The organism is Bacillus sp. Brlt_9, from assembly GCF_051948935.1.
Lineage (GTDB): Bacteria > Bacillota > Bacilli > Bacillales > Bacillaceae_G > Bacillus_A.
In genome coordinates this window covers 329562-355638 of sequence record NZ_JAYJLO010000005.1, presented here as the reverse complement: position 1 = coordinate 355638, position 26077 = coordinate 329562, and the positions used below count along the sequence as shown (strand labels likewise).

General features: G+C 33.6%; 25 protein-coding genes, 1 pseudogene and 1 riboswitch. Of the genes and pseudogenes, 20 read left to right on the top strand and 6 right to left on the bottom strand.

What is annotated here, in order from left to right; all coding sequences use genetic code 11:
- Positions 1-4 precede the first annotated feature (4 nt).
- The gene (locus VF726_RS21840; protein WP_440172055.1) at positions 5-706 is read right to left on the bottom strand and encodes a class I SAM-dependent methyltransferase; all 702 of its coding nucleotides are present in this window, start codon (positions 704-706) and stop codon (positions 5-7) included.
- A gap of 230 nt (positions 707-936) precedes the next feature.
- Here VF726_RS21840 and VF726_RS21835 point away from each other — a divergent pair, with 230 nt between their 5' ends.
- On the top strand, positions 937-1107 hold the full coding sequence (locus VF726_RS21835; RefSeq protein ID WP_128974826.1) for a DUF2197 domain-containing protein: 171 nt from the start codon (positions 937-939) through the stop codon (positions 1105-1107).
- A 196-nt stretch (positions 1108-1303) separates the two neighbouring features.
- Here VF726_RS21835 and VF726_RS21830 read toward each other — a convergent pair whose 3' ends face one another.
- Entirely contained in the window at positions 1304-1726 is a 423-nt protein-coding gene (locus VF726_RS21830; RefSeq protein WP_440172053.1) for a cell wall hydrolase, read from the bottom strand.
- Positions 1727-1882: 156 nt separating this feature from the next.
- Here VF726_RS21830 and VF726_RS21825 point away from each other — a divergent pair, with 156 nt between their 5' ends.
- From VF726_RS21825 to VF726_RS21785, 9 genes are all read left to right on the top strand, one after another.
- Positions 1883-2797: an acetamidase/formamidase family protein gene (locus tag VF726_RS21825; RefSeq protein WP_440172051.1), complete on the top strand. Its 915-nt coding sequence runs from the start codon at positions 1883-1885 to the stop codon at positions 2795-2797.
- A 126-nt stretch (positions 2798-2923) separates the two neighbouring features.
- Positions 2924-3631 carry a response regulator transcription factor gene (locus tag VF726_RS21820; protein WP_440172049.1) on the top strand — a complete coding sequence of 236 codons (708 nt, stop codon included), beginning with the start codon at positions 2924-2926 and terminating at the stop codon, positions 3629-3631.
- Positions 3628-4611, top strand: coding sequence for a sensor histidine kinase (locus VF726_RS21815; protein WP_440172047.1), 984 nt, complete (start codon positions 3628-3630; stop codon positions 4609-4611). The genes VF726_RS21820 and VF726_RS21815 overlap by 4 nt, the downstream gene beginning before the upstream one ends.
- A 450-nt stretch (positions 4612-5061) precedes the next feature.
- A complete protein-coding gene (gene abc-f / locus VF726_RS21810; RefSeq protein ID WP_440172045.1) occupies positions 5062-6690 on the top strand; it encodes a ribosomal protection-like ABC-F family protein in 1629 nt (542 codons plus the stop codon).
- A gap of 20 nt (positions 6691-6710) precedes the next feature.
- Entirely contained in the window at positions 6711-7304 is a 594-nt protein-coding gene (locus VF726_RS21805; RefSeq protein ID WP_440172043.1) for a GNAT family N-acetyltransferase, read from the top strand.
- A 146-nt stretch (positions 7305-7450) separates the two neighbouring features.
- On the top strand, positions 7451-7642 hold the full coding sequence (locus VF726_RS21800; protein WP_440172041.1) for a hypothetical protein: 192 nt from the start codon (positions 7451-7453) through the stop codon (positions 7640-7642).
- 324 nt (positions 7643-7966) lie between these two features.
- Positions 7967-8737, top strand: a complete 771-nt coding sequence (locus VF726_RS21795; RefSeq protein ID WP_098346662.1) for an ABC transporter ATP-binding protein — start codon at positions 7967-7969, stop codon at positions 8735-8737.
- Positions 8712-10643 (top strand): ABC transporter permease, encoded by a 1932-nt coding sequence (locus VF726_RS21790; protein ID WP_440172039.1) that lies wholly within the window; start codon positions 8712-8714, stop codon positions 10641-10643. Before VF726_RS21795 ends, VF726_RS21790 begins: the two co-directional genes overlap by 26 nt.
- A gap of 66 nt (positions 10644-10709) precedes the next feature.
- Positions 10710-11381 (top strand): lipoprotein BA_5634 family protein, encoded by a 672-nt coding sequence (locus VF726_RS21785; RefSeq protein WP_440172037.1) that lies wholly within the window; start codon positions 10710-10712, stop codon positions 11379-11381.
- A gap of 74 nt (positions 11382-11455) precedes the next feature.
- Here VF726_RS21785 and VF726_RS21780 read toward each other — a convergent pair whose 3' ends face one another.
- A complete protein-coding gene (locus VF726_RS21780; RefSeq protein WP_440172035.1) occupies positions 11456-11797 on the bottom strand; it encodes a DUF3914 domain-containing protein in 342 nt (113 codons plus the stop codon).
- 269 nt (positions 11798-12066) lie between these two features.
- Between VF726_RS21780 and VF726_RS21775 the strand changes: the two genes are divergently transcribed.
- The 7 genes from VF726_RS21775 (at position 12067) to VF726_RS21745 (ending at position 19448) form a co-directional block, all read left to right on the top strand.
- Positions 12067-13308 carry an esterase/lipase family protein gene (locus VF726_RS21775; RefSeq protein WP_440172033.1) on the top strand — a complete coding sequence of 414 codons (1242 nt, stop codon included), beginning with the start codon at positions 12067-12069 and terminating at the stop codon, positions 13306-13308.
- 87 nt (positions 13309-13395) lie between these two features.
- On the top strand, positions 13396-14436 hold the full coding sequence (locus VF726_RS21770; protein WP_440172031.1) for a homoserine dehydrogenase: 1041 nt from the start codon (positions 13396-13398) through the stop codon (positions 14434-14436).
- A 165-nt stretch (positions 14437-14601) separates the two neighbouring features.
- Positions 14602-16050 carry a MocR-like pyridoxine biosynthesis transcription factor PdxR gene (pdxR, locus tag VF726_RS21765; protein WP_440172029.1) on the top strand — a complete coding sequence of 483 codons (1449 nt, stop codon included), beginning with the start codon at positions 14602-14604 and terminating at the stop codon, positions 16048-16050.
- Between the two features lie 4 nt (positions 16051-16054).
- A complete protein-coding gene (ddlB, locus tag VF726_RS21760; RefSeq protein ID WP_440172027.1) occupies positions 16055-16969 on the top strand; it encodes a D-alanine--D-alanine ligase in 915 nt (304 codons plus the stop codon).
- Positions 16970-17041: 72 nt separating this feature from the next.
- A riboswitch (TPP riboswitch) is annotated at positions 17042-17147 on the top strand.
- A 127-nt stretch (positions 17148-17274) separates the two neighbouring features.
- Positions 17275-17964 (top strand): thiaminase II, encoded by a 690-nt coding sequence (tenA, locus tag VF726_RS21755; RefSeq protein WP_440172025.1) that lies wholly within the window; start codon positions 17275-17277, stop codon positions 17962-17964.
- Between the two features lie 294 nt (positions 17965-18258).
- Complete coding sequence (locus VF726_RS21750) at positions 18259-18600, top strand: heterocycloanthracin/sonorensin family bacteriocin (RefSeq protein ID WP_170957599.1); 342 nt, start codon at positions 18259-18261, stop codon at positions 18598-18600.
- A 368-nt stretch (positions 18601-18968) separates the two neighbouring features.
- Positions 18969-19448 carry a homoserine dehydrogenase gene (locus VF726_RS21745; RefSeq protein ID WP_440172023.1) on the top strand — a complete coding sequence of 160 codons (480 nt, stop codon included), beginning with the start codon at positions 18969-18971 and terminating at the stop codon, positions 19446-19448.
- Between the two features lie 300 nt (positions 19449-19748).
- Here VF726_RS21745 and VF726_RS21740 read toward each other — a convergent pair whose 3' ends face one another.
- Positions 19749-20606, bottom strand: a complete 858-nt coding sequence (locus VF726_RS21740) for an exosporium protein D (RefSeq protein WP_440172021.1) — start codon at positions 20604-20606, stop codon at positions 19749-19751.
- A gap of 404 nt (positions 20607-21010) precedes the next feature.
- Positions 21011-21702 (bottom strand): annotated as a pseudogene (locus VF726_RS21735) (collagen-like protein).
- A gap of 904 nt (positions 21703-22606) precedes the next feature.
- Here VF726_RS21735 and VF726_RS21730 point away from each other — a divergent pair.
- Together VF726_RS21730 and VF726_RS21725 are read left to right on the top strand one after the other, a co-directional pair.
- Complete coding sequence (locus VF726_RS21730; protein WP_440172019.1) at positions 22607-22888, top strand: ArpU family transcriptional regulator; 282 nt, start codon at positions 22607-22609, stop codon at positions 22886-22888.
- Between the two features lie 241 nt (positions 22889-23129).
- Complete coding sequence (locus VF726_RS21725; RefSeq protein ID WP_283791614.1) at positions 23130-23726, top strand: ABC transporter permease; 597 nt, start codon at positions 23130-23132, stop codon at positions 23724-23726.
- Positions 23727-24037: 311 nt separating this feature from the next.
- On the opposite strand, the gene VF726_RS21720 is transcribed toward VF726_RS21725, so the two are convergent.
- Entirely contained in the window at positions 24038-24217 is a 180-nt protein-coding gene (locus VF726_RS21720; RefSeq protein WP_440172017.1) for a hypothetical protein, read from the bottom strand.
- Between the two features lie 442 nt (positions 24218-24659).
- Between VF726_RS21720 and VF726_RS21715 the strand changes: the two genes are divergently transcribed.
- Positions 24660-25481, top strand: coding sequence for a VOC family protein (locus tag VF726_RS21715; protein WP_440172015.1), 822 nt, complete (start codon positions 24660-24662; stop codon positions 25479-25481).
- Positions 25482-26077 lie beyond the last annotated feature (596 nt).

Below are 26077 nucleotides of genomic sequence, written 5' to 3'. Positions count from 1 at the left end.
AGTTTTATTTCTGAAAAACAAATGTAATAGTATTTGTATTTAATTGAATATGCCTTTCATCGCGAACAATATCATAAACTAATTCTTTTATTTCAACTTTAATTTCTTTCCATTCATTATAAATACTTTTTAATAGATGTATCATATCTTCAGTATGAAGGTTAATTTCAATTAAAGCATCTAATTTTTCATTTGTATGTAAGTCAATTTCTTGTATGTTCGAGTTAATAACTAAACAATTAATACCGCCGCTTTTTGTACCTTCTTTCATAGAATGGAGCACGTTTGTTAAATCTTCTTCTGATTTGACATGCTCTAAACTTGATACTGCAACGATATAATCATAAGTATTAGGTTGGATGTAGTAGTTTTCAATTGCTGCTTGTTCTGTTTTTATATTTTTAATTACACCATATTCTTTACTATAAGTTTGTAATTTTGTTAAAGCAGAATCAAGTAAATCCACACATGTAACAGTACCACTAGCATTTTGAATCTTTTGGGCAATTGGAATACTATTTCTTCCAACGCCAGAGCCGAGGTCAAGTACTTGCAAGTTGTTTTGTCCTTCAAAGTAATTCATTAAATCCATAACTGTTTTAACCGGTTTGTAAAGCCAAGAGCCAGTTTCAAATAGTTTATATTGTTCATAGCAAAGGTCATGATATTTCTTTTCTTCGTGTCTTATGTGATCGATACGGTTCATATAGTTTCAGCTCCAATATTTTCATTCCAACAAGGTCCTTCAGCTAAACTAGCTTTCGCATCTAAAACCAATTCTACATTACTGACCAAGATGTTCACCTCGCTTTATAAGATATCTATATAATTCGATTAGAATAGAGTTAAACCTTTTAGTCAGAGGGGATTAAGATTTGTACTATAGAAATTTGATTTTCTTAAGGGATAAAAAAATCTATAAACATGGAGAGGGAAATGCATATGATGTTTTATGAAATCGTTTGCTTTTCGTGTAAAAATAAATTCCGTGTATACGAAGGAAGCGAAAAATATAAGCGATTTAAAGAGAAACCGAAAGGAACATATTGTTGCGATGAGTGTAGCCACAAAATTCAATTAGAAGCGATAAAGCATTTATTTAGATAGCTTTTTCGTTCGGAAAAGTTTGACAATAAAAGTATTATAAAATATGATAATGAATCAGTCTAGCGGCCCGCGTATACCGTTATTAATACATGTTGTAGGAGTTGAAAAGTTCATCGCATTATTAGATTTCTAAAAAAGCTAAAAGAAACGCAAGTACTCAGTGTTCTAAGTACTTGCGTTTCAAATTTTGCTATCGTTAATACATTTTCGGACATTCATCACCACGAGGTTCATAAAAACAATGACTTTTAAATTGCCCTGCAAACGGCTGGTTATACCATTCAGGTGGACAAGATCCAGTTGGACGAAAATACCAAAGAGCCCATCGTGCTGGCCAGCGCCATTCACCTTGTAAAACTTTTCTTGCGATTTCTTTTTCAGATTCACGAGCGCGTTGGTAAAAATAGCCGAATTGTACAGCTTCAAATCCACCTGGACTTTGATACACTGCATCACGTACGGTACGGAGTTGTTTAAAGTCTAAACAATCACAAAATACACGATTTACGACAACACATCCAACAAGTTGTTCGCCTTGTCGACCTTCGCCTTCAGCTTCAGCGCGTATTAATCGAGCTAGCAAATCCACATCGCTTTCGTTATATGGAATAAGGGGCATAGTGCTACCACCTTTCTTTACCTGTTATAGTAAAGAGTGTATGTATGAAAATAAGCTAGGTGCTTTTCTATATGTAAATTCATTAACTTTTAAAAGGAGCTTTTATGAAAAAAGCTAATTAGTAATTGTAGACCAATATAAAAGGGGAGAGATAATATGTATCGAATTCATAAAGAACATATCATTTACGCAATGTCACCAGATAATCAGCCTTGTTTGGAAGTAGAAGTAGGGAGTCGTCTTGTATTTGAAACATATGATTGCTTTGAAAATCAAATTGACTCTGAAGATGTTGCGTTTCAAGAATTAGATTGGAACCGAATTAATCCAGCGACTGGTCCAGTATATATTAATGGTGCAGAACCTGGTGATATTTTAGTGGTATCGATTGAAAAGATTAAAATTGCAGAGCAAGGTGTTTTAACTACAGGTGCGAATCTTGGTGTAATGGGTGAAGAGCTACATGAAAATACAGTGAAAATTGTCCCGATACATAATGAGCATGTTTTGTTTTCGAATGAACTCAAAATCCCGATTAATCCAATGATCGGTGTAATTGGTACTGCGCCGAAAAAAGAGAGCATTTCATGTGGTACACCGCATGATCACGGCGGGAATATGGACTGTAAAGAGATAAAAGAAGGGACAACATTATTATTACCTGTAAATGTTCCAGGTGCTCTATTAGCATTAGGCGATTTACACGCAGCGATGGGTGATGGTGAAATTGGTGTTAGTGGAGTAGAGGTTGCTGGTGAGGTGACGGTAACAGTTCAAATTATAAAGGGAAAGAAATGGCCACTACCAATGGTTATCCAAAAAGAAAAAGTAATGACGATTGCTTCAGAGAAATTGTTAGATGATGCAGCGAATCGCGCTGTACGTAATATGGTGACATTTTTACATGAAGAATTAGAAATGTCTAAAGCTGATGCAACACTTTTATTATCAGCTGCCGGGGATTTAAAAGTATGCCAAGTTGTGGATCCGCTGAAGACTGCTCGGATGGAACTAGGAATGGATTATGTGGAGAAGCTTGGTTTTAATTTGAATAAGTTTAATATTAAGTAAGAATAATAGAAAAAGGATGCTGTTGTATAAAAGTATCCTTTTTTAATTTACGAATTAAATAAAAAAAGGTAGTATTTATTTTATATAATCGAATATAAGATTGTGGATCAAAAAAGGAGTAAAATGATGGTTAAAATTATGATTGTAGAAGACGATATGAAAATTGCAGAACTATTATCAACACATGTCGCGAAATATGGGTATGAAGGAATTATTGTATCGGATTTTCAAAATGTATTAGACATTTTTTTAGAAAAACAACCAGAGTTAGTTTTATTAGATATTAATTTACCAAGTTTTGATGGGTATTATTGGTGTCGTCAAATTCGCGGAGTTTCTACATGTCCGATATTATTTATTTCAGCCCGTGAAGGTACAATGGATCAGGTTATGGCGCTTGAAAACGGTGGCGATGATTTTATTTCAAAGCCCTTCCATTACGAAGTTGTAATGGCTAAAATTCGTAGTCATTTAAGACGTGCTTACGGGGATTATGCACCGAAAGTAGAAGAACGGATGGTTGAGCAACAAGGTCTTTGTTTATATCCCGAAAGGCTTGTATTAAAGCTTAAGAATCAAGAGATTGATATAACAAGAAATGAAGCTATTTTATTAGAGATGTTAATGAAAAATTTTCCGCGTGTTGTGGGTAGAGAAGTGCTATTAAATAAATTATGGGATAGCGAATCTTATGTTGATGATAATACTTTAAGCGTAAATACAACTCGTGTGCGTAAAAAGTTAAAAACATTACAGATTGAAGATGCAATTGAAACGATTCGTAGTGTCGGCTATAGATTACATATAACTTGGGATAATGGTATAGAGAAATGATAAAATTATTTATTCGTGATCATATACCACTTATTTGTTTTACAGTAATCCAGCTACTAGCCATTTTTCTTGTATATTGGTTTGATGGGCATAACCATATTGCAACGGCGTTATATGCAATGTTTTTAGGTATCTTTTTTATGGTAGGCTATTTAGTATTTCGTTACTTTACCCATCGTACTTTCTATGAAAGATTAGCAAATCCGCTGCATTCTTTGGATGAATCTGTTCAAAAATCAGATTTTGCAGTTTTATCTACTGCGCTTCAAGACTTGCTTGAGGTACAATATCGACATTATCAAAATCAGCTGCAAATACAAGAGAGAAAAAATAATGATCATCTAACTTTTATGAATCAATGGATACATCAAATGAAAACACCTTTATCTGTAATTGAGTTAATTACACAGGATGAAGTTGATTCGCGTTTTGAAAGTATAAATGAGGAAACAGATAGGCTGAAAAAGGGGCTAGAGATGGCTCTATACGTCGCGCGTTTAGAAGCATTTACGCAAGATTTTTATGTGGAAAGAGTACAACTACATAAAATAGTGAATGATTCTGTTCATGAACATAAACGCTTCTTTATTCGGAATTTTGTATATCCAGAGCTCAAAATTGAAAAGGACATTACTGTAGAAAGTGATGCGAAATGGTTACAATTTTTAATTGGACAAATACTATCGAATGCGATTAAATATTCTTCAGGTAGTAGAGAAAAGATAAAAGTGAAAGCTTTGAAGGAAGGTAATACCGTTATACTTGAAATTGCTGATAATGGTGTAGGGATACCGAAGCAAGATTTACCTAGAGTATTTAAACCATTCTTTACAGGGGAAAATGGAAGAGATTTCAAAGAATCAACTGGAATGGGGCTATATCTTGTATATGAAATTACGAAACAATTAGGACATAGTGTAGAAATCCATTCAGAAGTTGGTAAAGGTACGATTGTACGAATTAAATTTTTCAATGTGTAAAAAGTAATCTAGGCTAAAGAATTTTAGAAATAAGTTTTTTAGTCTTGTTTTGTATCTCTCATTAAATTTTTGTATGAATAAACTGTACAAGTTAGTGAAAATTAAGATTAAGTAAACATGAAATTGTAGAAATGAGAAAAGCTTAATAATTGTTTTTTGTAGTACAAATAATAATATTTACGCATATAGTACTATCATGGTACAATATGGTTACTAACAACGGAAAGGAATGATGGGTGGACGATGATTAACTAATCTTATTTTTAAATGTTGAAATTCAATAAATTTCAATTTCTAAAAAATAGGATTAGTCTGCCCAATTTCCATAAAACGGTATTGCTATTTATGTTGCGCAATAGCTTATTTGGGTATAAATATTTTAATGACTAATCCTGCCAAATTTATTTGGGAGGATTTTTTTATTCTCCCTTAATGAAAGGGATCGGTATTATGAAAGAACTATTAAAATTAAATGATGTTTATGTTGAAATAAAGGAAAATACTTTGTTAGAGAAATTAAATGTGACAGTAAAACAAGGGGATGTTATCGGATTAATTGGTAAAAACGGGGCTGGTAAATCAACGTTACTTCAATTAATAAATGGGAAGATTGAACCGTCAAAAGGTACTGTTGAATGGATGCAAATGAATATGACAACTGCATATGTTGAACAAGAAAAGGAATCTTTCGTTAGCAAGGATATGATTGCAAAGGAAGTAGAACTTCTTGCGAAATGGGGCGTACCAACGAACGATTTTCTTACTTTAAGTGGTGGTGAAAAGCTGAAAGTTCGATTAGCAAAAGGGTTTGCTGAAAATCCTAATGTCTTAATATTAGACGAACCGACAAATCATTTAGATGAGATGAGTACGGAATTTCTCATTAAACAAATCAAAAATATGAAAGGTACAGTAATCGTCGTATCACATGATCGATATTTTTTAGATGTTGTCGCAAGTAGAATATGGTCGATTGAGGATAAGAAATTAATTGATCATAGCGGGAATTACACGAGTTATATGAAAGCACGTGAGCATAAAAGAATGACGCAGCAGCGTGAATATGAAAAACAACAAAAGAAGATAGAACAAGTAGAAACTCATATAAAAGAATTAAGTTCATGGTCACAAAAGGCACATGCGCAGTCTACAAAACAAGAAGGTGTGAAAGAATTTTATCGTGTAAAGGCGAAGCGAATGGACGCGCAAGTTAAATCGAAACGAAAACGTCTTGAAAAAGAGCTAGAGAAAACGAAAGTAGAACGTGTGAAAGAAGATTATTCAGTTGAATTTTCTATTCAAGCGAGTAAAAAAGTAGGAAAACGTTTCTTAGAAGTAAAACAATTGCGGAAAGAATTTAATAAACGAATATTATTTGAAAACGTTAATTTTACAATTCAGCATGGTGAGAAGGTTGCGATGATTGGACCAAATGGTAGCGGGAAAACAACTTTACTGAAGATGATTATGGGATCAGAAACGGCCGAAGGAGAAGTATGGATTTCACCATCAGCAAACATCGGTTATTTAACTCAAGAAGTATTTGATTTACCACTTGATAAAACACCAGAAAATCTATTTTATAAAGAGACGTTTGAAGAAAGAGGAAAAGTCCAAAATTTAATGAAACATTTAGGTTTCCAAGCTTCTCAATGGAAAGAGCCAATTGAATATATGAGTATGGGGGAACGAGTAAAATGTAAGCTTATGGCTTATATTTTAGATGAAAAAGATGTACTTATTTTAGATGAACCGACAAACCATCTTGATCTGCCTTCACGTGAACAGCTTGAAGACACATTAGCTGAGTATAACGGAACACTCGTTATCGTTTCTCACGATCGATATTTTCTGGAGAAAACAACTTCTGCAAAACTCGTATTTTTAAACAATACGATACAAAAACAGCTCGAAGAACCTACGAAAACTAGAGATGAAATTGAAGAGCTACGTTTAACGTTAGAAACAGAAAGACAAGAAGTATTAGGGAAATTAAGCTTTTTAACTTCTAAAGACAAAGAATATAAAGAGCTAGATGAACGGTTTATGGAACTTACGAAGCAGATTAAGGAACTTTAACGTAAGTAAGGGGGATTAACATGGGAGAAGAGAGTTTGACTAAGTTATTTAAAATAGATTGCGGAGATATATACCTACAAGAGTTTACGGTCAAAGATGCAGAAAGTATTAATAAAATAGCAAATCAACCGGAAATAGAAAAGTTTTTACCGGACTGGAAATCAACGAAAGAACAACGAGTTATTTGGGTTACAAATTATGAAATACCCGAAAACAAAGCATTTCTTAATGCAGTCAAAACTAAGGCTAACATAGATGATCACATATTAAGACTAGGAATATTTAAGAAAACGACTAGTGAATTTGTTGGATGGTGCTGCACAAGTCTGAAAGATGAGCTTCCTGCACCGAATAGAGAAATTATGTATGCTGTTTCAAGTGAATATCATAATAATGGATATGCAACGAAAGCAACAAAAGGCTTGATTGACTATTTGTTTGAAAATACAAATGTGGATGTCCTTAACGCAATCTCTTTAATTAACAATGTACCATCAAATAAAGTCATTAAAAAAAGCGGGTTTACTTTTTTGAGTGAACAGAAGATAGAAAATCAACTATATAATCATTATTTATTGAGTAAATCTGAATGGATAAAAAATATTTCTCTGTAAAAGGAATTAAAACGAAATCATTAAAAAGCTTAGAGCTAAAACTCTAAGCTTTTTTACATTCATTTTATACCTGTTAACATATGAGTGGGATATTCTTTTGGCTAAATACAAATGCAACCTTATCCAAAATTAGACTTTGGGTCTTTATGAGCTTGCCTATTATTGTATTATTGGTGTTTACTGCCGTGATTTCTTTCTTTGTATCAGGAAATATTAAATTAATTTTATTATTTATATGTTGGATAAACACATTCATTCCCGCCTCAGATATTTACAATTCGTTTTTGATTGCAATGAAAACGAAGAACTCATTTTTTGCAGAGGGTATTATCAAGTGAAATAGTATTTAATGGGTAACTCAAATACGTTTCAAATAATGCAATAATAGTTAAAAATATAATATTTGAAAGTAAAAAGACCGATAAAAAAATCGGTATTTTGTTATTAATAAAATAAAGATTTGAAAATAGCATTGTAATTTAAACCAATATGCAAATATTATAAGATAGATATGCTTTGTTTATAGATTGAGAATAGACCTGTTATCAGTTTTTTCAGAAATCTTACAAGCGTGTAAGATAAATGAAAGATGAATCAATATGAGCTATAAGACAATTCATTTACACTTTATTGTAAGAAGTGCAAATGAAGGGAGAATAGAAATGGAAATTTTACATGCGAAAAATATTAGTAAAGTATATAAAGGGAAAATACCTTTTAAAGCATTAGTAGATATTGATTTATCAATTCAAGAAGGGGAATTTATAGGTATCATGGGGCCATCCGGTAGCGGGAAAACTACGCTATTAAATATGGTATCTACTATTGATTCTCCGTCCTCAGGAGAAATTTTAATAAATGGTACAAATCCTTTCCAGTTAACATCAGAAGATTTAGCTTTGTTCCGCAGGAAACAATTAGGATTTGTTTTTCAATCATTTAATCTACTTAGCACACTTACAGTAAAGGAAAATATCGTATTGCCGATGACTTTAGATGGTGTTTCTGTGCGAGAAATGAACAAAAGAGTAGAAGAAATTGCAGAGAAATTAAATATTACAGATATATTGAATAAAAGAACGTTTGAAATTTCAGGGGGACAAGCTCAAAGAACAGCAATTGCTCGTGCGATTGTTCATAAGCCGCAATTATTACTTGCTGATGAACCGACCGGGAATTTAGACTCTAAATCTTCAAATGATGTAATGGAGATGCTGGATACACTTAATAAGGAAGAAAAAGCAACGATGATGTTAGTTACACATGATCCGTATGCAGCTAGTTTTTGCAGCCGAGTAATTTTCATTAAAGATGGTCAACTGTATAACGAAATTTATCGTGGTGAAAGTCGGCAAACCTTTTATCAAAAGATTATGGATGTCCTTTCTTTGTTAGGAGGGAAAAGGCATGACTTTTCGTCAGTTCGCATTTAATAATATTTTTCGAAATAAGCGTACATATGCTGCCCATTTTTTAAGTAGTGCATTTTCGATTATGATTTTCTTTACGTATGCACTTTTATTATTCCATCCTGATTTACAGGGGGAGTTGAAATCGACAAGTAAAACAATAAGTACATTTGGTACATTAGGATTTCAAATATCCCAAGGTTTGATTTTTGTCTTTTCATTTTTCTTTATTTTATATTCAGTGAGCTCGTTTTTAAAAACGCGTAAGAAAGAATTTGGCATTTTAATGATGCAAGGTATGTCAATGAGACAGCTTAAGAAGTTATTGTTAATTGAAAATATGTTAATCGGACTTGGCTCGATTTGTATTGGGATCCTCATCGGCCTCATATTTTCTAAACTAGTTTTACTAATCAGCGCCAGTGTATTAATGATTAGTAATGGCTTACCTTTTTATGTACCAGTGCAGGCTGTATTATTAACAGTTTTCACGTTTCTTGTCTTATTCTTAATCGTTTCGTTAGTTACATTTAAAACGGTTAAAGTAACAGAACTTGTGGAACTTATTCAAGCTGGAGAAAAGCCAAAGCCTGAACCGAAAGCTTCAATAATATTATCGTTACTTTCTTTAATTAGTATAGGGTATGGATATATTTCAGTATTTCGCTTTATTCAAAATCATAGTTTTATTATGCTCGGAATGGGTGTACTCTTAGTAATTATAGGAACGTACTTTTTATATACACAATGTAGCGTTTATATATTGCATCTTGCGAAAAGGAGTGAATCTTTCTTTTTAAAGAGAACAAATATATTAACGTTTTCAGAATTAATTTACCGTATGAAAGATAATGCAACGATGTTTTTTATAGTTTCTATTATTTCAGCGGTTGCTTTTACAGCAATTGGAACGACAGCTGCTATTGGGAATAAAGAATTGGTAAGGATGACAAACCCATATACGTTTCTTTATATAGGTCCTGAAAAAGACAAAATGGTGGATAAACATCTCTCTATTATAAAAAAACATCTTACTGATGCAAATATTCCATATCGAACGGCTTCATCTTCTTATAAATATACAGAAAGTAATGTATATGTAATGAAGTTAAGTGAATATAACGAACTTGCGAGAGCACTAGGATATCAACAAGAAACAATTGAAAAAGAAGATGAAATATTACTAATCCCTGGAATGGTATCACAAAAACAAGAATTTAAAAATGGTGATTATAAAAAGAATATTGAAGTCATTGAAGAAGATTGGATAAAGACATTTCGTGTGAAAAAAGCTGTAGAAAATTTAGTTTTACCACATGATACAAGCGGTATTTTTATCGCAGTTCAAGATCGTGTATATGATGGTATTCCGTTTAATATCAATCAAGATGATGTAGTTATTCAACATCGTACATACGGATTTGTTGTAGATGACTGGATAAAGACGAAAGAAATTTCAAATCAATTAAATAGTATATTCTATGAAGATGCAAGAGAAGGTAAATTCTATTTTCAAGCTTTGACTTTAAGTTTATTAGAGGCAAAACAAACGAATGGATTATTACTGATGGCAAGTGTTTTAGTTGGAATCGTCTTCTTCACATTCGCCGCTAGTTTTATTTACTTCCGGTTATATACTGATTTGGATCGCGATCAACAACAATATAAAATGATTTCGAAAATGGGATTAAGTAAACGAGAGTTGAAAAAAGTTGTAACGAGACAGTTATTATTAATGTTCTTTTTACCGATTATCATTGCAGTAATTCACACAGTGGTTGCTTATATGGCATTGCAACAATTAGTCGATTTTTCTATTTTAAATAGTTCTATTGTAATTTTAATTTCATTTATTTGTATACAAGTTTTATATTTCTATATAACTCGTTGGCGTTATCTACAAAAGCTTTATAAAACTATGGAACAGTAGGGAATATGAGCAAGTAAGACTGCATAAAAGCATGTAAAAACAATTTGAGTTATGAAAGGAACAGTGATGAAGAGAATATTATCTATTTTCATTTTAAGTATATTAATGTTAATAAGTTTAAGTGCATGCTCTAAAAATGAAAACAGATTTCCAGCTAACGGTGTATTAATCATTGGAGATGAAAATAATACTTTATCAATTATGAATCGTTATCAGGAAATTACGAAAGAAAATGAAGTGTTTTCTGTGAAAACAGGTACATTTGGACAAGGACAAGTATTAATTTTAAATGAATCTACAGCACAAGCATTGATTAAAACAAAGGTTTTTCGTAAAAGAGAGAATGGATCCGAATTTAGACCTATAGATACGTTACCCAAGTTACCAAAAGAAGGCTCGCTTTTGTTGGCACAAGAAGATGAAAAAAATTTAAAAAGTATTGAATTAGAAGGAAAGGAGATTGCTGTTAAATACGGTAGTGATGCTTGGATAGGTAACGCTCGTAAATATCCAACGCAATGGTATGTGATTGTAGCAAAAGATAGTGTGTATAAAGAATTAAAAGCGAATGAAACGAAAATGCATCTTCTCCACCTGAACAAGTCTTTAGGTGATGAAAAACCTAAGATGTCGACAGATAATACATTAATAAATGAAAAAGTAAAAGTAGAAAAGTTAATTAAAGATCATCAAGGGGAAGTATCATTTCAGTTTGTAACGATTGGAGAAAAATCTTAAAAAAGAGTTCGAGGTTGATAGAAATTTTATCAACCTCGAACTCTTTTTAGTTTAGAGCATTCATATAACATAGATTACATTACTTCATTTAATCGATTCTCGTTTGTTTCTTCGATCACATTTGGATTTTGAACCGAATTATTTTGAGATTCCTTCTCTTTACGGAATTTTTGAAGCATTTCAAGTATCATCCATAAAGGAACACCTTTATCTTTTAACATTTTCCATAAATCTAATTCATTAAATTTATGCTCAGGTTGTTTCATATCTTTTTCAGATGAACGAATATCAAATTTGATTGGATCATTGGATTTTTTATCTTCAAGTTTTGTAGAAGAGATAGTATTATGCTCAAGATTAGATGGAGTTATTTTGGTAGTTTGAGATAATGTATGAATATTTAATCCGATTTGCATGCCTTTTCCTCCTCCTAAAGTAATGGAATTAGTTTTCTTATGATTTTTAAAGCTATTTAACTTGAGGAAACTAAATCTAATTATAAATTCAAATAATAAGATTTACAAGTTGTATTCTAAAAAGTAAATGCTTACTTGATTTAATATTTATCAACATTTGTGTATGTTTTCTATATATACAATGTATATAAAATACTTTACATTATGTTTAAGTTAAGAACTCTTTTTTTATAGAAATATGTAAACGTTTTATTAAGGGGGAAGTAAGAATGGGGAAGTTAATTTTAAAAATATGTTTTTTCGCATTAGTGACTGTTTTTTCGTTCACAGTGAAAACAACATACGCTGAGGAGAAGCAACAAAATAATTATCCTATCATACTAGTGAATGGATTTGCTGGATGGGGTAGAGAGGAAATGTTAGGGGTTAAATATTGGGGTGGTGTTCATGATATACAAGAAGATTTAAAAAGAAGTGGCTATACAGTACATACTGCTGCTGTTGGACCTGTTTCTAGTAACTGGGATCGCGCATGTGAATTATATGCGCAAATTAATGGTGGTACAGTAGACTACGGTGCCGCACATGCTGAGAAACATGGACATAATCGTTTTGGCAGAACTTATAGTGGTTTCACGCCGAATTGGAGTGAAACAAATAAAGTTCATTTAGTTGGGCATAGCATGGGTGGACAAACGATTAGAACATTAGTACAGTTATTAAAAGAAGGTAATTTAGAAGAAAAAAATTATGTGAAAAATCATCCGAACACGAATATATCACCACTATTTGAGGGAAAGAAATCATATGTTCATAGTGTGACGACAATAGCAACTCCTCACAATGGTACGACACTTGCGGATGGTAGTCTTCTAGTACCGTTCGTTAAAGATTTGCTCATTACAGCTGCAAGTTTTGGAGGGAATAATAATTTATCGTTATATGATTTTAAATTGGATCAATGGGGTATAAAAAAGAATACCGGAGAGCCTTTTTTCCAATACACAGATCGTATTGTAAATAGTTCACTTTGGAAAGATACAAAAGATATAAGTCAATGGGATTTAAGTACAGATGGTGCAAAGGAGCTTAATAATTGGGTAAAGACGCAATCAGATGTGTATTACTTATCCTATAGTGGACATGCATCACAAGCAGCACCTATTACAGGTTTACATCTACCCCATATAACGATGAATAAAGTGTTAATGGGGAATGCATTTTTCTTAGGTTCCTATGCAAGATATGAAGAAAACCGTCCATTCATTGATACTTCTTGGTGGCAAAATGACGGTGTAGTAAATACAAATTCTATGATCGCGCCTTCTTCTAATACTGCGGTAAATAATAATGAGACTTTACAGATTGGAAAATGGAATCATATTGAAACGAAAGCAAATTGGGACCATCTCGATATGGTAGGACTTAGTGTTTCAGACACGTTAGGTTTTTCTAGCATTCAAGAGTTTTATAGAACAATTGCAGAAAAGATATCAAGATTACCGAAATAGGTAATAATAAAGCGCTCTCGATGGAATTCGAGGGCGCTTTATATTATATTGAAAGAGGGATTTAGTAGAAAAATATGGGGGGATATTATGAAAATTCAAGTTGTATTATCAGGATATGGAACAGTTGGCAGAGAGTTTGTAAAATTATTAAACGAAAAATATTCATATATATATGAAACATATGGGATTCAATTAATTGTAAGTGGCGTGTTAGGTAGAAATGTTGCAATTCATAATGAGGATGGCTTATCTATTCAACACTTATTAAGGTATGGTGGCGGTAGCTCTGCAATTGAAGAATATATTGAACATCATCCGAAGGAAAGAGCAACAGATAACATACGTGGTACTGTACTGGTGGAATCGACTGTTACAAATCTTAAAGATGGAAATCCAGGAAAGCAATATATAAAACAAGCGATTGAGAAACATATGGATATAGTAGCAATTTCAAAAGGTGCGCTCGTTACAAACTGGAGAGAAATAAATGAAGCAGCAAAAATCGCAAATGTACGAATTCGATATAGTGGTGCAACTGCGGCGGCATTACCGACACTAGATATTGGGCAATTTAGTTTAGCTGGATGCCATATTGAAAAAATAGAAGGAATATTAAACGGGACTACAAATTATATTCTCTCGAAAATGAATGAGGAAGATATTACGTTTGAAGAAGCACTGAAAGAGGCGCAAAGTAAAGGAATTGCTGAGACGAACCCCACATTAGATGTAAGTGGTTCTGATAGTGCGTGTAAATTGTTACTTTTAACAAACAGTTTAATGGGAACAGAGAATACGCTTTCAGATATACATATAAAAGGAATCGAACATGTTACGCAACAACAAATTCGAAATGCTAACGAACATAATAAATATATTAAATTAATAGCTTCTGCATATAAGGATCAGGTTGGAAATGTGGCTCTTAATGTGGAACCGCGCGAAATAGATAAAGATCATCCGCTGGCAAAAGTAAATGGGACAGAAAAAGGGATTACGTTCTTTACAGATACGATGGGGCAAATTACTACAATTGGTGGTGCTTCTAATCCACGCGGAGCCGCAGCAGCGGCTTTAAAAGATTTAATTAACTTATATCGTAAAGATTTATCACGTGTTAACGGGTAGTAAAATTCCTGATTGGTGAGGGCTAATAAAAAGTGAGCGGGATGAATCCCCTATTGATTAAAGTTTCGTTTTATAAGACCGTACCGCCCTTTATAAAAAATACAGATGTAGTGGACCTTTTGAGAATGAAATAAATATGCAAAAATAATTGCAGGGGGTAAGGAATTGTTTAAAGATTTTAAAGTTGTGAAAGATCGTCCCGTTTATATTCAATTGAAAGATTATTTGAAAAAGATGATTATGAAAGGGCATTTGCTCGGGGATCAAAAAATCCCTTCAACAAGGGAACTAAGCGAATTACTAAGTGTGAGCAGAAATACTGTTCTTGCTGCTTACGCAGATTTAGAGCAAGAAGGACTCATTTATGCAGTTAAAGGTAAAGGGAATTTTGTAGCGAAGGTTGATATATCGAACACTTCGTCAGTTGAAATAGATTGGAAAAATAAACTTAATACAGTTACTTTATTAGCGGATGAATTAGATTTAATGAAACATGGTGTTCGCTGGGAAAAAGGAATGATTGTTTTTAACAGCATTGCTCCGGATGAAAAGCTATTTGATGTGGAAAATTTCAAAAGAGCTTTTCTTACTCGTATGTCCATTGAAGGGGATGTCGTACTAAACTACGGATACGCAAAAGGTTATAGACCTTTAATGAATTATCTACTTCATTATATGGAAATGAAAGGTGTAGATATATCGAACAAAGATATATTAATTACAAATGGATTTACAGAAGGATTAGACATTGTACTATCCTCGTTATCGAAGAAATCAGGGCGAGTTATTTGTGAGAATCCAACTCATCATGCTGCACTGAAGCTTTTCCGCTTACATGGACTTGAAGTTCATGGAATTAATATGAATGAAGATGGTATTGATACGAACGAAGTTGAAAAAAGCTTACGTGAAAAAGAGTTTGATTTCGCGTATTTAATTCCTTCCTATCATAATCCAACCGGTATTGTTACGAGTTCGGAGAAAAGAACGGAACTGATGAGATTATTCTCAAAGTATAAGGTTCCTATTATAGAAGATGGATTTAATGAAGAGCTACGTTATTCAGGTTCACATTTAGCACCATTATTAACTTTTGCTGGCGCTGGTAATAATGTAATTTATATTAGTAGCTTTTCAAAGGTACTTTTCCCTGGTTTACGTGTAGGCTGGATTATTGCAGATAAAGAACTGATTCATCATTTAGAAAGTGTAAAAAGAGCAAGAACGATTCACACATCTACGTTAGATCAAGCCGTTCTATTTCAATATTTACATGAAGGATATTTTGAAAAATATTTAAAGAAGGCAAGATCTGTTTATAAGAAAAAATATGAGTTAGCTGTTGGGGCGTGTAACGAGTACATTCCGTTTCAAAGAATGACCGGTGATGGTGGACTCCATTTATTTATAGAGTTAGAAGAAAAAATTCATGCCCGCACACTTTTACAAAAGTGTTATGAGCAAGGTGTTACATTTTCTCCTGGAGATGTTTTTTATTCTGATGGAGGAGGATCGACTACTTTTCGATTAGGATTTTCACGTCTGAAAGAAGAAGAAATAGTACGGGGAATCAAAATAATCGGTGATACAATAAAAAATGAAATTTGGAGTTGAGGAAATGAGAATTGGCGTTATTATGGGTGGAGTATCTTCTGAAAAACAAGTATCAATTATGACTGGAAATGAAATGATTGCAAATTTAGATAAAAATAAATATGAAATCGTACCAATTACGTTAAATGAAAAAATGGATTTAATCGAAAAAGCGAAAGACATTGATTTTGCGCTGCTCGCATTACACGGAAAATACGGAGAAGATGGGACGGTTCAAGGCACGCTTGAAAGTTTAGGTATTCCGTATAGTGGCAGCAATATGTTATCTAGCGGTATATGTATGGACAAAAATATTTCGAAAAAGATTTTACGTTATGAAGGAATAGAAACACCAGATTGGATTGAACTTACAAAAATGGAGGATCTTAATGTTGATGAATTAGATAAGTTAGGATTTCCGTTAGTAGTAAAACCAAACTCTGGTGGTTCAAGTGTTGGAGTAAAGATTGTCTACAATAAAGACGAATTAATTTCAATGCTGGAAACTGTGTTCGAATGGGATTCTGAAGTTGTAATAGAGAAGTATATAAAAGGTGACGAGATTACATGTTCCATTTTTGATGGAAAACAGTTACCTATCATTTCAATTCGACATGCAGCTGAATTCTTTGATTACAATGCGAAATATGATGATGCTGGTACAATTGAAGAAGTTATCGAACTTCCAGCTGAATTGAAGGAACGTGTAAACAAAGCGTCATTGGCTTGTTATAAAGCATTGAAATGCAGCGTTTATGCAAGAGTTGATATGATGGTGAAGGACGGTATTCCATATGTAATGGAGATTAATACATTACCAGGGATGACACAAGCAAGTTTACTACCGAAAAGTGCAGATGCAGCTGGTATTCATTATAGTAAACTATTAGATATGATTATTGAAACTTCATTGAGAGTACGAAAAGAAGAAGGATTTTAAGTAGCAGTGTCATGAATACTTTTGACAGTAACATGAAGTATGTTATGATGAATACAATACGAAAATTAAATATTTATCCACTAGGGGGGCCTATTATTGGCTGAGATCAAATGGGAATTTGAGACTCTTAGTACCTGATCTGGTTAATGCCAGCGTAGGGAAGTGGGAAAGACATTGCTATTTCATGAATAAACACTGTCAATTTCACTTTCTTTACGTCTGTAAAGAAAGTTTTTTTATTTTTAAAGCGGTTAATAACTGTGGATAAATACTTATATTAAATAAATTACTTGGAGGGGATTTATATGACTTTTTCACAATCATTACGTAAAGAAGTAGATTCAATTTGGGAAGCTAGTTTTCATCATCCTTTTGTAAAAAAACTTGGTGAAGGGACGTTAGATTTAGCTAGTTTTCGCTATTACGTGCTTCAAGATTCATATTATTTGAGTCATTTTGCTAGAGTACAAACTTTAGGAGCTGCAAAAGCACAGGAATTAGAAACGACAGCTCGTATGGCACACCATGCTCAAAATACATATGAAGCAGAATTATCTTTACATGAGAATTTTGCGAAGAAACTAGGGATTACACAAGAAGAAAAAGATAATTTTATTCCTGCTCCAACTGCATACGCATATACTTCACATATGTATCGCGCTGCGTATGAAGGACATTTAGGTGATATCATTGCAGCCATTTTACCTTGCTATTGGTTGTATTATGAAATTGGAGAGCGTTTAAAAGAGTGTCAGCCAGAAGAGCCAATTTATAATGAATGGATTTCTGCTTACGGATCTGATTGGTTCCGTACATTAGTTGAAGAGCAAATTACACGATTAGATACTATCGCTGAAAAGGTGACAGAGTCTGACCGTAAGCGAATGAAGCAGCATTTTATTATTAGTAGTCAATATGAATATTCATTTTGGGAAATGGCTTATACTCTAGAAAAGTGGCCAGTGAATACAGACATAAAAGATGTAATTGGATAATGAGTAGAGGTATTGCTATTCACAGGTATGAATAATACTTAAATATATGATTTCATAAAAGAAGTATTACAAAAAGACGCATCGATCTAAGTGCGTCTTTTTTCAATTTATAAAAATGAGCCCATGGAAAAAATAACCTAAAAATAAGTGTATGAACAAGGTGCATCATCTAGTGATAGGTCATATTTTGTAGGTGTACGTATTGAACTTAGTTTATAGCGCTATTTCTACTTAGATTTAACGAACAGAAATATAGGAAAGCATTGAAAAGGTTGAAGTTTATAAACGGAGGTCATGAAAATGAATAAGTTTCAACAAGAACTACAAGCATTAAGCCTTAATGATTACCAGCCTGGAAATATCGTGTATTGGGACCAACAAAACCAATATCCATATTACTATATTGAAGATGCTGTTCGTCGCTGTGGAGGTTGTGGAGGTCGTTGTGGAGGTTGTGGAGGTCGTTGTGGAGGTTGTGCAGGTCGCTGTGGTGGATTCCGTTGTATTGGTTGCTTCGGCTGTTTTGGTTGTGGCGGCTGCGGAGGTTGTGGTGGCTGTGGTAGTTGTTCAAATTGTTTTAGCGGTTTTAATGGTACTACTGATACAACTGGTACTATTGTAACATATGAATATTGATAAGAGAAAAAAGGAATCCATTAGTGAAGCATTATATAATTTTTATCAAAGAATTTAATCAAAACACATGTAGCATTCAAGTGAAAGAATGATATTTAGATTTTTAGTTGTAAATCAAGATAAAATCGAAAAAGCAATGACTAGATTTAAAACCTAATCATTGCTTTTTTATATTTTTACCATCAAATAAGAAATCTGTTGCTTCTAGTTAGTGGGTATCGAAAGAAATTATTACAACTATGTAAGGTTAATGTAATGTTAATCGATAGTAAATGAAGATACTTGAGTGTATTTTAAATAAGATTTAAAAGTACTGTTTATTTTTAAAATATTGGGGTAAGTAAAATTTTATTAGGAAGTGTATTAAAATGACTGAACTTAAATCTATTATCCATTCATACAAACTAAAGAGAAAAATAGCAAGGGATTTATACGGAAACAGAGATGAATTGACACTGTTATTAAATGAATTTAATAACATGAAACACACAGTAACATGTGAAAAGAAGAAAAATATTACATTATCTCGTTTACAACTGATCTATCAAAATATGAAATTTGATAAGCAGTATCCTCTTCCAATTACTTTTAATAGTAAATTATTGGATCGATTAGAAAAAGAATCTCTTCATTCTATTGAGGAAGGTATAGCATGTCTACAATTAATGTTAGATATGAATTATGAGAAAATAAAACAATATGGATCGAGTACAAGTAGGTCATTTGTTCCATTATCGCAGTCTACCATTTGTCTTGCTGATTGTATTTGTTTAACAGGATTTGTATTAGGTTTACTAGGAGCAATTTCAATTGGAGGATTCATGTTATCTATATGTTCAATTACATAATGATTGATATTTGTAAGGAGTGCACCGACTTAAGGTGTTCTTTTTTAGTTTTATTGTAAAATCATTGTAAATTTTAAATACATTACATTATATAATTCGAATGTATTAAAATCGAGATTTTAGGGGATGCTGTATAAGCGATTAAATATCATTCTTGATGAAAAAGATGCACTTCGAAAAGAGTTAAGTGAAGTATCAAAAAAATGAATAAAATAGTTATTTTAATAAAATAAGAGGAGATCAGGGGAGTGAAAAGAAAAGAACCCTCTATTTAAAGAGTTCTTCTGGTGATTTAATCTATTACTTGCACTCATGGTAATATTCATCGTACGAATCATTCTTATCATTGCAACAGATGCAAAAAGTTTTTTGGATCAAAATATCAATAAAATCAAGGATTTCAGTATTATTAGTGAGGGTAAGACTTTGGAAATCTTCTACTTGAAATACTCTTGTTTCACCTGGGACAAGGGTGGCGATAATTGGTGTGGGGGATCTTCTTGTTCGAATAGTTACTTCAATCGAGCTAACATCACTGGGAACAGATATTTGAATTAATGTTTTATTGTGGTTATTGGTGAAATCTTCAAAAACTCTTCTTGAAGCGCCCGGAGGTACGATAATAGTTAAAGGTGAATTTTCAGTTGGGGTGTTATTTGAACCAGCTATGGTATGAGTTTCGATATAGCAGTTATCTTTTTGACAATGAGAATACGATGGTTCATTATAATACTTTTTACAATAATCATTTTGATTATTGCAGCAGATACAAAATGTTTTTTGAATAAATATAGAAATGTTGCTATTGATATTAGTATTATTTGTGAGAGTGAGGCTATGAAAATCCTCTACTTGGAACACCTTGGTTTCACCTGCAACTAATGTTACAGTAATCGGCAGACGAGAACTTCTTGTTCGGATAGTTACTTCAATTGGTTGAGAAGTACCAGGAATGCGAAGATCAAGTAATGTTTTATTGTGGTTATTGGTGAAATCTTCAAAAGCAGTTCTTGTAGTGTTAGCTGGTACGTTGAAATTTAAAGCTGTATTCGAACCAGTTATTGTATGGGTTTTGATAAAACAGTTATCTTTTTGATGGTGAGAATACGATTGTTTTTTATAATACTTTTTACCACCTTTATAAAAATAATCAGCCATATGAATTTATAGCTCCCTTCTTTTTGATGTTTATATAGTCTATTTAATAAAGCGAAGTAGTGCTTGTACAAAATTATAAAATTTGCTCTCGTAATTACTTGAAAATGTTATTTGAAAATTAAAGAGCGCCATCCAAGGCGCACTCGGATAAAAACTAATATTGAAAAAGAATACCACATGATATCGTATGTATGCTTCTAAGGGGTGTGCAGATTTAATATAAAATAGATATTTGAATGAAATGAAGAGTAACCCATGTTTATTAATGAATATATATAGTGAGCAGGCTCATGGTTGAGGAACGGGATTTTATTGATTTCTAATGTGAAAAGAGAGCCAGAAGGCCCTCTTTAATAGTTATTGGATTCGCTAGAAAAACGAAAAGCTTCAAATATATTAATGCATTAAAAATTTTGTGAACATGAGGTACAAGGTCCACCAGTAGGTTGAAATACAACATTGTCAACAAAAGCTGTTGCGCCTTCTCCACCTGTAGCAGTATTTTGGAAAGAAATACAAGCTATACTCACAGTAGCAGGTATACACACAACAAGAACATAATGTTGGAAAAGAGGTTGTGGTTGATTCATAACTGGTACAATATGTGGAATGTTTGATGGACCAAGAGTTGCAGGGGCAGGGGGACATGTTTGCCCAAGTTCTGGAAAAGATACAGAAGCTATAAGAAATGCGCCATCCCTTACATCTGCAGCAAATGAAAATGTATAACAACAACCTTCGTCAACATCAACTGTTTGATTAATATTTCCACCTGGACCAATTGATGCAGCTAAGAGACTAAATGACCCATCTGGCAGAAAACGACCACTATGAACGTTTGGAAAACCTACTTCTGAAACAGAACCAGCTTGATTCCAACCTGGAACTGGATCTACTCCTACAGGTGGTATGTCAAATCCAGGGTTGTTGAGAACATTATTACATGGACAACATCCTACAGCAGTTGGTCCAGTTGCTCCGGTTGGTCCAGTTGCTCCGGTTGGTCCAGTCGGCCCAGTCGGTCCAACTTGAGGTGGGGGTACAGGGGGAGAAAACAATCACATGGAATATGAAATTTCTTTTTAAATTCACTCATTTTTACACCATCCTTATCACTCATTCACCCACTTACACACTACAACTTATGAATTGCTTAACACACAAGTATAAGAAAAAGGCCCTTGAAAATTAAAATAAATAAAAAATAAGCCCTTATGTCACAAATATAAACCCATTCCATAATATATAAGGAACATGGGTTCACTCCGAAAATCTTTTAATATATATATATGAAGAATCGATTCCAGAATCAATACAGTTGAACCTGTTTCTCCTGTTGCTTCTGTTGGTAAAGTGAATGACGAAAAATAGATAGAAGTGTTGAATCGATTAAACTTGATTTAATAGCAGTTCCATGTAAAACAATATTTTCTTCATTCATTCCTTTACCTCTTATGATTGCTCGTCATAGGAGGTAAAGGTAGCAAAAAGCAAATCATGAAGTTGGAATGCAATTATCTAGAAGTGTAAGGATTGTTAAGAGGAATTAAAGAATGTATCGAAGTGAATGGAAAATGCAAGAAGAATTATACGATCATAGTGGTTAGATAATATATGATGGTGAATGGATTGAAATGGACAAGCAGTTTTATTTTATAAATTAAACAAAAATTTCAATTGATAAGTATTCAAAAATCAAAAAAGAGCACTTAATAAAGTGCTCTCGTGACGAGATTCATTTTGTAACGACTATTTTATAAAGAAAGGAACGCAGAATATTATATGTGCGTACAGTCAATTGAGTTCTTTTTTTACAAACAAAGTGCAGCTAGCAAAAGCTAACTGCTCGTTCTAAAGGTGACAATCTAGATATATAAATGTAGTCTGGCCAAAAAAGGAGAACCATTCAAGTAAGTAGATCGAACGGAGAGGGACCGTATCGTATGAATCAATTGTTATTTTTTGAAGACATCAATGAAAAGGAGATGTGAAGACTTTTGGTGAAGGAGCTGAAAAACTACAAAGCATTGTGTGTTCGAATGAAAAATCAAGAAGAACAGGCTCAAACTGAGGGCATTGTTCTTTTTCCTAAAATGAAAGGTGACGATATGAATCATGAGATACGCTTTAAACAAATTGAACGGACGTTACAGAATGCACTTGATAAAGAGCGGCGACAGATTATTGAGTTAAAGTATTTGAGGAATGAGAAAGTGAAAGATTCCTATGTTTATAACGAGTTGATGATGCGACGTAATAAATTTTATGAGAATAAAAATTAGCTATCCGTTTGATAGCTACTGCTTTAGGGATTATATGAATGTGTTTTAATTCTAGTGAAAATAAAATTATGGCTTTTTGTACCGTTGAGATAGATTTTTCTACTTTACATGTTTTACTTTAGTAGTGTTCTGCCATTATGGTGGGGCTTTTTTATTTTATTAAAAATAGTAACAGCTCGTCCAAGCTTATCTAATCTATCTTACATAGTATGTAGTAATAAATTTAAAGGAGGAATCTAGTATGTCTTATTACTACGATGATTATTGTAAGGATTACAAAAAGAAATATTATGATTGTCATAAAAGCAGTAAGAGTTATGACAAATGTGATAAAAAACATGAGGAAAAACCTTGGGTTAATGTGAAAGTGAATTGTTGTTCTGATGATAATGGATACAATCTTGTGCGAGCATCTGCTTTTAGAGCTGTGAGCACAGTTAATCAAAATGTGCCAGCAAATACATTTATTAAAGTTTTATTCCAAAATGAACAATTTGATTTAGCAAATGAATATAACCCTGCAACATCCATTTTTATACCAAAGACAAGAGGTGTTTACTCTGTTATTGGAACAATTGCGTTCATTCCTAATAATCTAAACGTAAACTATAGAGCACGGGTAGAAATTCGAGTTAATGGAAATCCGGCAATTGCAATCGATAATGATTTTTTTGGTCCAATAAACTTTGCTAATGTTGTAGCTGTTTCATCAATAATTCAATTGAATGCAGGGGATGTAGTTGAAGTTTTTGCACAAAGTAGCGTAGCTGGAGTTATTTCTACTGTAGAAAATAGTACGCATTTTGAAGCTGCAAGATTTCCGTCTCCAAAAGAATAAGTGATATGAAATCTCGTCACTAATTTATATTTGATCTGCATAAATGCAGGTCTTTTTTTCGATAAAAAGGGGGATGGAAAAGGGGACGTTTCCGAGGATTTCTCAAAACAGAATCAATATTACGCTATAGATATACAGTTCTTTGAAAGAAGAATAGTGTGGGCCCTTTTATCAAAACGTTACCGGAGAACGGGCATGGGTGGTAGGAATCCGCAAAAAGGATGAAAAGACCAATTATAAGTTTAAATTCAGCCGTGATGCATTTGTATCGTGGCTTTTTTATTTTATAAAGAAAAAAGCCCTATCTGGAGCTATATGATTTTCTTCATACCACATTGACGACATACTCTTAATGAGATGAAATTTTTAACGGAACTTTTGAATGCGGTATTGCTACAATTATCACAGCGACCACTGATCTTATCAGGATGCTCTTTGTATTTGTATATTTTGCTTAGATCATACTCTTGTCCAGGAATTTTATTTTCCATTCGTTTCACCTACTTATCAATCTGAATTTCCGTAGTCTTTTCAGAATAAATTAGTTAAAAATAAAAGACTACATACTATACGCGAAAGAGTATAAAACACAGGAATTATATAAGGAATTAATTGGTTCTAGAGGAAGGCATAGCCTATAGTGGGAGGCGTATCCGCAGATGTAAAGCATCGAGGTTCTTAAAAATAAGAATAATCAATTAAAAAAAGGATTATAAATTGGGGTATCACCATATTGCTATCAACTTAAGAAAACAAGTCACCCAAAAAATGATAAATAAGCTTCTTTGTTACAAGAAAGCCTAAAAACTTCGTTCTAGGGGTGCAATAAAACTTTAGCTTGATGGTTTTGTGTCTTTACCCCAAATTGTTCAATGCAATTAAAATAAACTTTTCTTTTGTCACAATTATTGAATTCAAGGAGAGTGGATGCAGATGCATGCTGAAATCAAATTCATTCATCACGTCGGCCATATAGTTTCCGATATGGAAGCTGCACTCGAGCTGTACAGAAAACTGGGATTTGTCTGTTCGCCGCCGTCCTATCCGGCGATGGCCGAAAATGAAGGAGAATCTCCGAAGCCATTCGGAGCAGCAAATTCGCATGCTGAGTTTTTAGGCAGTTTTATCGAAATCGTAACGGTTGCCGAGAAAGATGCGAGAATTCCGATCAATGCAAAGCTCGTTCCGTTGCAAGCATCACCGGATGTGCTCCAAGTAATAATCGGAAAAATCAAACGCACTGTCGATACTGTATCCAGATGTCTGTCCCGTTATGAAGGAGCGCATATTCTTTGTTTCGGTACCGAGGATGCCGACCAGACAGCGGACCGTTTCCAACGGAGTGGAATCAGTCATGACGGCGTTAACACCGTACAGCGACCTCTTGAGATGTCTGGGGGAATTCAACTTATTCCCGTGCGCTATTTGGAAGTTGACGGGGATAACGTGCACGAGGGGCGTCTGGCTGCAGCGGAAAATCCACCCTCAGCCATAATGGAGGAGCAAACACCTCCGAACCATCCGAATGGGGCAACGAATCTAGTCGAATCAATCTTATGCGTAGAAGATTCTGAGCTGGATGAATTTATTAGGCGATATGGTCGATACTTGGATTGTGGGGTTCGGACGGATGGATTGACATACACCTTCAACTTGGAAGGGGCTCGCATCACAATCGTTCCCGGATCGCGGTTGTCAGAGCTGCTACCAGGAGAGATAGCACCCCAATGCCAGGATTCGCCGGGTACGCGGTAGCAGTGAGCGACATCTCTCACACTCGAAGTTGTCTCGAAGAGAACGGTTTACCGGTAGCGGAGACGACCTCGGGCGACCTCTTCGTACCGGCGGCCTCGGCGCTCGGTACTGCTATCGTGTTCAGGAAAGCGTAGCTGCGAAAAGCAAATAATCCGCGTTAAATTGAAACAGGAGTAGATTAAGACCTAAAAAATACTAATTTCCTGTATGTTTAGAAATTCTAATAAACTATAACCATGAGAATTAACAGCAATACTCATATATTATTTCCTTACTTGATAAGATAAAATCCGTTATACGTAGTAAATAAAAAGGCTAATCCCTGAGTGAACTGTACCCCGAATCGTGGACACTAAAAAAGTTCATGATTCGGGGGTTTTGTGTATCTAGACACTTATTCATTGTTATAATGGAAACAACGATAAAAGTGAGGTACGGGAAATGGGTAAAATTATTTTTAATGGAATGCTAATGAAACAACTAGAAAAAGAATGAAAATCTCGTGAAGGTATCAGAACGTTCTTTCTGTAAGTGTTTTAAAAAGCACCAAACAACTGTTTACGGTATAAAAATAGTGCTATTATCAAGAGTGATTT